We start from the raw sequence: 427 nt of genomic DNA, 5'->3' as shown, positions 1-427 counted from the left end.
CGTGGAGATCGTCCGGCAACGTCGATTCCGGCACCAGCGAGACGCCCAGTCCCTCGCGCGCCAGCACGCACGCGCTGGCCCAGTCGCGCACGGTCACCCGTACGTCGCTCAGCTGTAGACCAGCGTCCGCCATCAGGCGCTGACCGTTCACCGCACAACCCCCTGTTGCGAGGATGAAGGGTTCGCCCGCCAGCTCGCTCAAGGCCACCCCGCTTTCGGTGGCGCGGCGCCCCAGCGGATGCGTCTGCGCGAGCACCGCCATCCACCCGTCGCTGCCCAGCATCAACGGCGCGCGATCTGCAGCGGGGTTCATCACCACGCCGGCGTCGACCGTGCCCGATTCGAGCCAGCGCTCAACCTCCTCGTCCGTACCCTCCACGATCACCACCTCGATGCCCGGGTGGCGGCGCTGGAAATCCCGCAGCAG

The 427-nt window shown here is 69.8% G+C and carries 1 protein-coding gene; it reads right to left on the bottom strand.

Annotation, left to right across the window (positions count from 1 at the left end; all coding sequences use genetic code 11):
- On the bottom strand, positions 1-427 hold a 427-nt coding region (locus tag I5W_RS12815), incomplete at both ends, for a LysR family transcriptional regulator substrate-binding protein (protein WP_044529520.1).

The organism is Herbaspirillum sp. B65 (assembly GCF_000333555.1).
GTDB lineage: Bacteria > Pseudomonadota > Gammaproteobacteria > Burkholderiales > Burkholderiaceae_D > Herbaspirillum > Herbaspirillum rubrisubalbicans.
The sequence above is the reverse complement of the archived record's forward strand: the minus strand, read 5'-3'. Positions and strand labels throughout refer to the sequence as shown.